Source organism: Microbacterium sp. LS_15 (assembly GCF_041954735.1).
Classification (GTDB): domain Bacteria; phylum Actinomycetota; class Actinomycetes; order Actinomycetales; family Microbacteriaceae; genus Microbacterium.
Map to the genome: position 1 here is coordinate 21,959 of NZ_JAVAYD010000022.1, position 6,936 is coordinate 28,894.

At 70.2% G+C, this 6,936-nt stretch carries 7 protein-coding genes; 1 reads left to right on the plus strand and 6 read right to left on the minus strand.

The features are described from left to right. Positions 1–285: 285 nt before the first annotated feature. From RAC69_RS16370 to RAC69_RS16385, 4 genes are all read right to left on the minus strand, one after another. Complete coding sequence (locus RAC69_RS16370; RefSeq protein ID WP_375087766.1) at positions 286–942, minus strand: hypothetical protein; 657 nt, start codon at positions 940–942, stop codon at positions 286–288. Between the two features lie 41 nt (positions 943–983). After that, positions 984–2,042: an ABC transporter permease gene (locus RAC69_RS16375; protein ID WP_375087767.1), complete on the minus strand. Its 1,059-nt coding sequence runs from the start codon at positions 2,040–2,042 to the stop codon at positions 984–986. Then, entirely contained in the window at positions 2,039–3,538 is a 1,500-nt protein-coding gene (locus tag RAC69_RS16380; protein WP_375087768.1) for a sugar ABC transporter ATP-binding protein, read from the minus strand. Before RAC69_RS16380 ends, RAC69_RS16375 begins: the two co-directional genes overlap by 4 nt. Positions 3,539–3,608: 70 nt before the next feature. Then, positions 3,609–4,646: a substrate-binding domain-containing protein gene (locus RAC69_RS16385; RefSeq protein WP_375087769.1), complete on the minus strand. Its 1,038-nt coding sequence runs from the start codon at positions 4,644–4,646 to the stop codon at positions 3,609–3,611. Between the two features lie 244 nt (positions 4,647–4,890). On the opposite strand from RAC69_RS16385, the gene RAC69_RS16390 reads away from it, so the two are divergent. Next, a complete protein-coding gene (locus RAC69_RS16390) occupies positions 4,891–5,781 on the plus strand; it encodes a helix-turn-helix domain-containing protein (protein WP_375087770.1) in 891 nt (296 codons plus the stop codon). 28 nt (positions 5,782–5,809) lie between these two features. On the opposite strand, the gene RAC69_RS16395 is transcribed toward RAC69_RS16390, so the two are convergent. Both RAC69_RS16395 and RAC69_RS16400 read right to left on the minus strand, forming a co-directional pair. Further along, positions 5,810–6,742 (minus strand): aldose 1-epimerase family protein, encoded by a 933-nt coding sequence (locus tag RAC69_RS16395; RefSeq protein WP_375087771.1) that lies wholly within the window; start codon positions 6,740–6,742, stop codon positions 5,810–5,812. Further along, on the minus strand, positions 6,739–6,936 hold a 198-nt coding region (locus RAC69_RS16400; RefSeq protein WP_375087772.1), incomplete at its 5' end, for a hypothetical protein. The genes RAC69_RS16400 and RAC69_RS16395, both read right to left, overlap by 4 nt.

The window sequence follows — 6,936 nt, forward strand, 5'->3', positions numbered from 1 at the left end:
ACGAGTCGGGCCCGGAGACGGAATGGGGCCCTCTCGAGTCCTCCATTGGGGACTGGGGTACTCGAGAGGGCCCAGGCTCTCTGGCGGCAGTGTCGAAGCGCTGGGGACGCTGTGAGTCGACGCCACTGGGGATGGCATAGCGCCGCAAAGATCTGGAGAGCCGTGTCAATGGTATCCCAAAGAGGGCTCGCAGTCACCATCGAAGCTGAATCCGGGTCGGTATTCACGCGCCGGACACGCACCGGAAAACTGCACCGGTATTCAACCATTGCGCTTGCGCCGAGGTCAGTACAGGAGGATCTGCTTGGTCGCCGCGGCGGCGAACCCGCCGATCTCCACGGCCACGTGGTACGACGATCCGCCGCCGGGGGCGCGCGGACGGTTCTCCTGCGCGCAGGTCTCGACACTCGACCGCGTGCGGTCCCACACGACGGGGACCTTGCTCGTGACCGTCGCGCCGGCCGCGAGCGTGGCGATCATGCTGCTCGGGTTCTCCTGGCAGTCGGTCGACCGCCACCACACGTCGGCGCCGCTCGACACGGTGAACACCTGGGTGCTGGATCCGACGTCGATCGTGCAGTCGGTGGGGCCGTTGTTGGTGAGCGAGATCGACAGGTTCGGCAGCTGACCGGCCGCGTAGGTGTCGGCATCCGTCACAGCCGAGACCACGACGTCCTTCGCCTCGCACGCGACGACCCCTGGCGTCTCCTCCGCCACCGGCTCCTCGGAGGGGTCCGCGGAGGGAGTGTCGGTGGGTGCGGCATCGGTCGTCGGAGTCGGCGACGCCGACGGGCTCGGCACGGGTGCGGTCTCGGCCGCGCTGGCCCAGGGCCGCGACACGAGCAGCCAGACCGAGATGCCGATCACGGCGAGGAACAGGATGAGTCCGACGACGGCCACCAGCCGCCGACGGCGGTAGACGGCGGCGGACTGACGAGGCATGACTCCAGGTTAAGCGATCGAGCTGTCGATCTCCCGGAGCGTCAGCCCGGTATTCCGATGCGGCGCTCCCCCGACCGCAGCTGCTGGATCACGACGGCGATCACGAGGAGGGCGCCCTGCGCGACGTTCTGCCAGAACGAGTTCACCCCGAGGATGGTCATGCCGTTGGTCAGCACGCCCAGCAGGATGACGGCGAGGATCGTCCCCGAGATGGTGCCCTTGCCGCCCTTGAGGGCTGCCCCGCCGAGCGCGGCGGCCGTGATGGCCTGCAGCTCCAGCCCCTCCGACCCCGAGATCGGCTGACCCGATCCGGTGCGGGCGGTGATGAGGATGCCGGCGATCGCCGCCACGGCACCGGTCACCATGTAGACGCCGATGATGTACCGGTTGATGTCGATGCCCGCGAGGCGGGAGGCGATGTTGTTGCCGCCGACCGCGTAGATGTTGCGGCCGACCGAGGTGTACCGCAGCACGATGTGCGCGAGCAGCGCGACGAGCAGCAGCACGAGGATGAGGGTCGGGATGCCGCCGATCGCGCCTCGTGCGAGGAAGACGAAGAACGGGTCGGCGCCGGTGTACCCCTGCGCGCGTCCGTCGGAGATGAGCTGCGCGATGCCCTTGAACGCCGCGAGGGTCGCGAGCGTCGCGATCACGGGGTTGACCCGTCCGAACACGATGATGCAGCCGTTCACGAGGCCGCAGAGCACGCCGATCCCGATCGCGCCGGCCACCCCGAGCACGGGGCCGGCGGCGGTGAAGATCATGGCCGATGTCACCGAGGTGAGGCCGGCGATGGACCCGACCGAGATGTCGAGCGCCCCCAGGATGATGACGATGGTCTGCACCACCGCCAGCAGACCCATGATCGCGATCGCGGTGCCGATGACCTTGAGGTTCGCGACGCTGAAGAACAGCGGGTTCTGCAGTCCGATGACGGCGACGACCAGCACGATCGCGAGGATGAGCGACACGTTCTGCACGCCCACCCCGCCGAGGATCCGGCGCGCCAGGGAGGGGCGCTCCGCGTCGGGTCTCTCGACCGTGGCCGTCGCGGCCGCACCGGTCTTCACGACCTCCGGGTTGTCGATCCTGTCGCTCATGCGGCGACCTCCTCGTCCATCGCGAGCGCGAGAATGCTCTCTTCGGTTGCCTGGGCGCGCGGGAGCTCTCCCGTGATGCGGCCGTGGGCCATGACATAGATGCGGTCCGAGACGCCGAGCACCTCGGGGAGTTCGCTGGAGACGACGATCACCGCGACGCCCTCGTGCGCGAGACGGTCGATGATCGCGTAGATCTCGGCCTTGGCACCGACATCGATACCGCGCGTGGGCTCGTCGAGCAGCAGCATCCGCGGTGCCGTGGCGAGCCATCTGGCGAGCACCACCTTCTGCTGGTTGCCGCCCGAGAGGCGTCCGACGAGCTGCTCGGTGCCGGGGGTGCGGATGCGGAGCGAATCGACGTAGCCCTGCGCGAGCGCGGTCTCGGCGGAGTCCTTGACGAAGATCCAGCGGGAGAGCGATCGGAGCACGGCGAGGGCGGCGTTGTCTCGCACGCTGCGTTCGAGCAGCAGCGCCTCGGCCTTGCGCTCCTCGGGGGCGAATCCGATGCCGGCGCGGATGCTGTCGCGCGGGCTCCGGAACCGCTTGGCCTTCCCGTCGACGCGGATCGTGCCGCCGTCGACGGGCAGATCGCCCGCGATGGTCTTCATGAGCTCGCTGCGTCCGGCGCCGACGAGACCGGCGATGCCGACGACCTCTCCGGCCCTCACCTGCAGCGAGATGTCCTGCACGAACTCGTTCGACACGTCGTCGAGCTCGAGCACGACCTCGCCGAGAGCGGCGGGCTCGCGGTGGAAGAACTGGGTCAGGTCGCGGCCGACCATCATGCGCACGAGCTCGTCGTGGTCGGTCTCGTCGACGGTCTTCGTGCCGACGTACGCACCGTCGCGGAGCACGGTGATGCGGTCGGCGAGCTGGAAGATCTCGCCCATGCGGTGCGAGACGTAGCCGATCGCGACGCCTTCCTCCTGCAGTTGGCGGATGAGCGCGAAGAGCAGCGTCACCTCCTCGTCGCCGAGCGACGAGGTCGGCTCGTCGAAGCAGATGACCTTCGGTCGGGCGATCACGGCGCGCATGATCTCGACGATCTGGCGCTGTGCGGGAGAGAGGTCGGCGCCGAGCGTGCGGGCGTCGATGACGCGGTCAAACCCCCATCGGCGGAGTTCCTCGGTGGCGGTGCGTTCGAGGCGGCTGCGGCGGAACCCGCCGGTGCTGAGCGCCCCGATGTAGATGTTCTCGGCGACGGAGACCCAGGGGACGATCTCGGGCTCCTGGGCGATGACGCGCAGCCCGGCGTCCCGGGCGTCGGCGGGGCCGGAGAACGTCACGGCCTCTCCACCGATCGACAGCTCGCCGCCGTCGGGCGGGTAGTCGCCGCCGAGGATCTTGAGGAGCGTCGACTTGCCCGCCCCGTTCTCGCCCATGAGCGCCGTGACCTCGCCGGCCCGGAGCTCCAGCTCGACGCCGCGCAGGGCGCGCACGGGGCCGAACGACTTGGTGATCGCCTGTGCGCGCAGTGCGACGGCCTGATCGGTCATGGTGTCCTCTCGTGATCGGATGCCGGGAACGCGGGGCGGCCGTGCTCACGGCCGCCCCGCGTGTGGGGCGTCAGGTGCAGACGACGCCCTTCTCCTCCCAGTTGGAGGCATCGACGATCTCGGTGTTCGCGACGGTCTTCGGCGGCAGCTCGGTGCCGTTGCGCAGCAGGTCGACCATGGAGGTGACGGCGGCCTTGCCGACCTCGACGCCCGAGATGAAGAGCGCCGACTTGTTGCCCGTCTCCTGTCCGGCGTTCCAGTCCTTACAGGTCAGGTATGCGCCGAGTCCGACGCCGACGATGTCGGCGGGGGCGACGCCGGCGTTCTGCAGGGCCGTCACGACGCCGGTCTCGTTCTCATCGTTGCAGCCCCAGACCACCCAGTGCTTCACGCCGGAGTTGGCGGTGATGACGGCACCCGCCTTGTCCTGCGCGTCGGTGGCGGAGTTGTCGGTGCCCACCTCGATGACCTCCGGTCCGTCGGAGACGGCCTTCGAGAAGGCGTCGATGGCGCCGTCGACCCGCTCGACGCAGTTCGGCTGGTCTTGCTTGTAGGCGGAGAGGATGCGGGTGTCGGCGGCCGTCCATCCGGCCTCCTGGTAGAGGCGAGCGGCGTCCGCGCCGACCTTCTCGCCCATCGAGGTGCCGTCGAAGCCGGTGAACGGCGCGGCGTCTCCCTTGGCGTCGACGATCGGGTCGTCGGCGGCCATGAGGGGGATGCCGGCGTCGGCGGCGAGCTGGATCACCTGGGGGCCGATCTGCGTGTCCGGCACGACGATGATGATGCCGTCGACGCCCTGGGCGATCGCGGCCTCGACCTCGGAGATGGCCTTGTTCGAGTCGGTGCTGACGTCGACGACGTTGATGGTGACGTCGCCGTCCTCGGTGGCCGCCTCCTTCGCGCCGTTCGCCTCGTCGACGAAGTACTGCTGGTCGCCCTGCTTCTGGATGAGGGCGATGGTGAGCGGGCCGTCCGACGTGCCTCCGCCGCCGGCGGCGGGCTCGGCGGTCTCCATTCCGGACGAACAGGCGGTGAGCGCTGCAAGCGCGAGGACGGCGGCGCCGCCGGCGGCGGTCCGCGCCCAGAGGCGGCTGCGGGTGGCGAACATTGAGACTCCTTCGTCTTCGTGCGTGACCGGCCAGGACGACCGGCAGGTGTGCGGAACAGATCGAACGTACATCGCGCGACCGGCGCGCGTGGAGGACGATCAAACGGATCATATGGACGTTCCTCTGACTCCACCACACCGCCGTTCACACTGTCCATCTCGTACCGTGATCGGCCAGGGGCATTAGCCTGGCAGTATCGGTCGCTGCGGCGACCCGTGCCACCGCCGACCCTCAGGACAGCTCATGGACGAGACGCCTATCATCCCTCTCCCGCATTACCGGATGGAGGGGTTCGAGCATCAGCGTCTGTGCGTGCTGCCGAGACCCCTCGTCGACAGCGCGCTGAACACGGCGGGCACGCGCCGCCTGCTCGTCACGGATGCCGGGTACTTCCCGCACGCCCGCGGTCACCGACGGGTGCGGCCGCGGGGTGCCGCCGAGACCGTCGTGCTGCTGTGCGTGGCCGGGCGCGGCACCGTGACCATCGCGGGCGAGTCGCATGCGCTCACCCCGTCGACGTCGATCGCGATCTCGGCCGGCACTCCGCACTCGTACGAGGCGTCGGACGACGACCCGTGGAGCATCTGGTGGCTGCACGTGCGAGGGACGGATGCCGCGGAGCTCGCCGCGCAGACCCTCGGCCGACAGAGCCCCACCACGCGGCTGCGCGCGATCGACCGGGTCGTCGCCCTGTTCGACGAGCTCGTCACGGTGCTCGAGAGGCGTCTGTCCCCTCCGCAGCTGCTCGTCGCCTCGGGCATCGCCTGGAACCTGCTCACCCGCATCGCGGCCGACAGCATCCTGCCCGGCGAGGGGTCCGCGCTGGAGCGGGCGATGCGGTACCTCGAGTCGCGCGTCGACGGGAACATCCAGGTCGCGGAGCTCGCGGCGCTCGTCGGCATGTCGCCGTCGCATCTGAGCGCGCTGTTCCGTCAGGCCACGGGGAGCGGTCCGGCGGCGTTCCACACGTCGCTGCGCATGACCCATGCGCGCAATCTGCTCGACACGACCTCGCTGTCGGTGCGCGAGATCGCGACCGCGGTCGGCTACACGGATCCGCTGTACTTCTCGCGCCACTTCCGTCGGCTGCACGGAGTGAACCCGACGAGCTACCGCGCCCAGCACAAGGGCTGAGCGTCAAGGGCAGCAGACGGATGCCGCGTCACCGCCCGATGCTGCGGATCATCCACCCTGCGCCCACCGACCCGCTCGGCGGCACGACGAAGAGGTCCTGCCCGGAGCGGAACGCGTCGGGCGGGCAGGTCGTGGGTTCGACCGCGAGGCCGGCCCGGTGGTCGGCTCCGACGCCGTGGTCGGCCGTGTAGACCTGCACCCACGGGCACCGCGCGTCCCACTCGACCTCGGCGCCGCGTCCGTCGTCGTCGGTGAGGCGCGCGCGAGCGCGTCCGTCGCGGAGGGCCAGACCGGTGAACGCGTTGTTCACGACCGCGCCGCCGATGCGACGAGGGCGGCGGAAGTCGCGGCCTCCTGCGTCGTCCCCGAGCGCGACGAGGCGGTCGGGCAGCATCCGGTCCTCGGTCACGAGCAGCACTCGCGCGGCATCCAGCTCGAAGGTCAGCGCGTCGATGGAGCGCGCCCCCGCAGTCCCCGCGGTGAGGTACGGATGCCCGCCGAGCCCGACCGGCGCCGCGGTGCCGCTCTCGTTCGTCGCCGAGACCTCCTGCGCGAGACCGTCCGGCCCGAGCCGGAACTCCACGTCGATCCGCACTCGCCACGGATACCCGGGCTGCGGAGCGACGACCGCCGAGAGCACAGCGCGGTCGACGGCCGAGTCGACCACCGCGAAGTCGGTCCACGCGACGAGGCCGTGCGCAGCGGTTCGCGTCTCCGGCTCGTTCTGCACGAGCCTGTGCACGTCGCCCTCGAACGCGTACTCGCCGTCGGCGATCCGGTTCGGCCACGGCGCGAGCAGCGCACCGCGCATCGCCGGGCGCACCTCCCCCGCCGCGAACGGCACGATCACGTCGACGCCGTCGTACTGCAGCACGCGCACCGTCGCCCCGACGCCGGCGATCGAGGCGCGGTAGCGGCCGGACCGCAGCTCGACCTGGACGCCCGAGAGCGGCGTGCTCACGACTCGTCCTCGCCCTCCTGCGTGAACAGCAGCAGTTCGGGCAGGCTCGTGGCGAAGTAGTCGGTCACGCCGTCGTCGCGCTTCGCGACCGGCGGCACGTAGGCCGCGCGAGCCTCGCCGAGCGACGCCGGCGGGTCCGTGCGCGGCCTGTCTCTTTTTCCCATCTGACGCTGCCGACGGCGCCGTACGTGTAT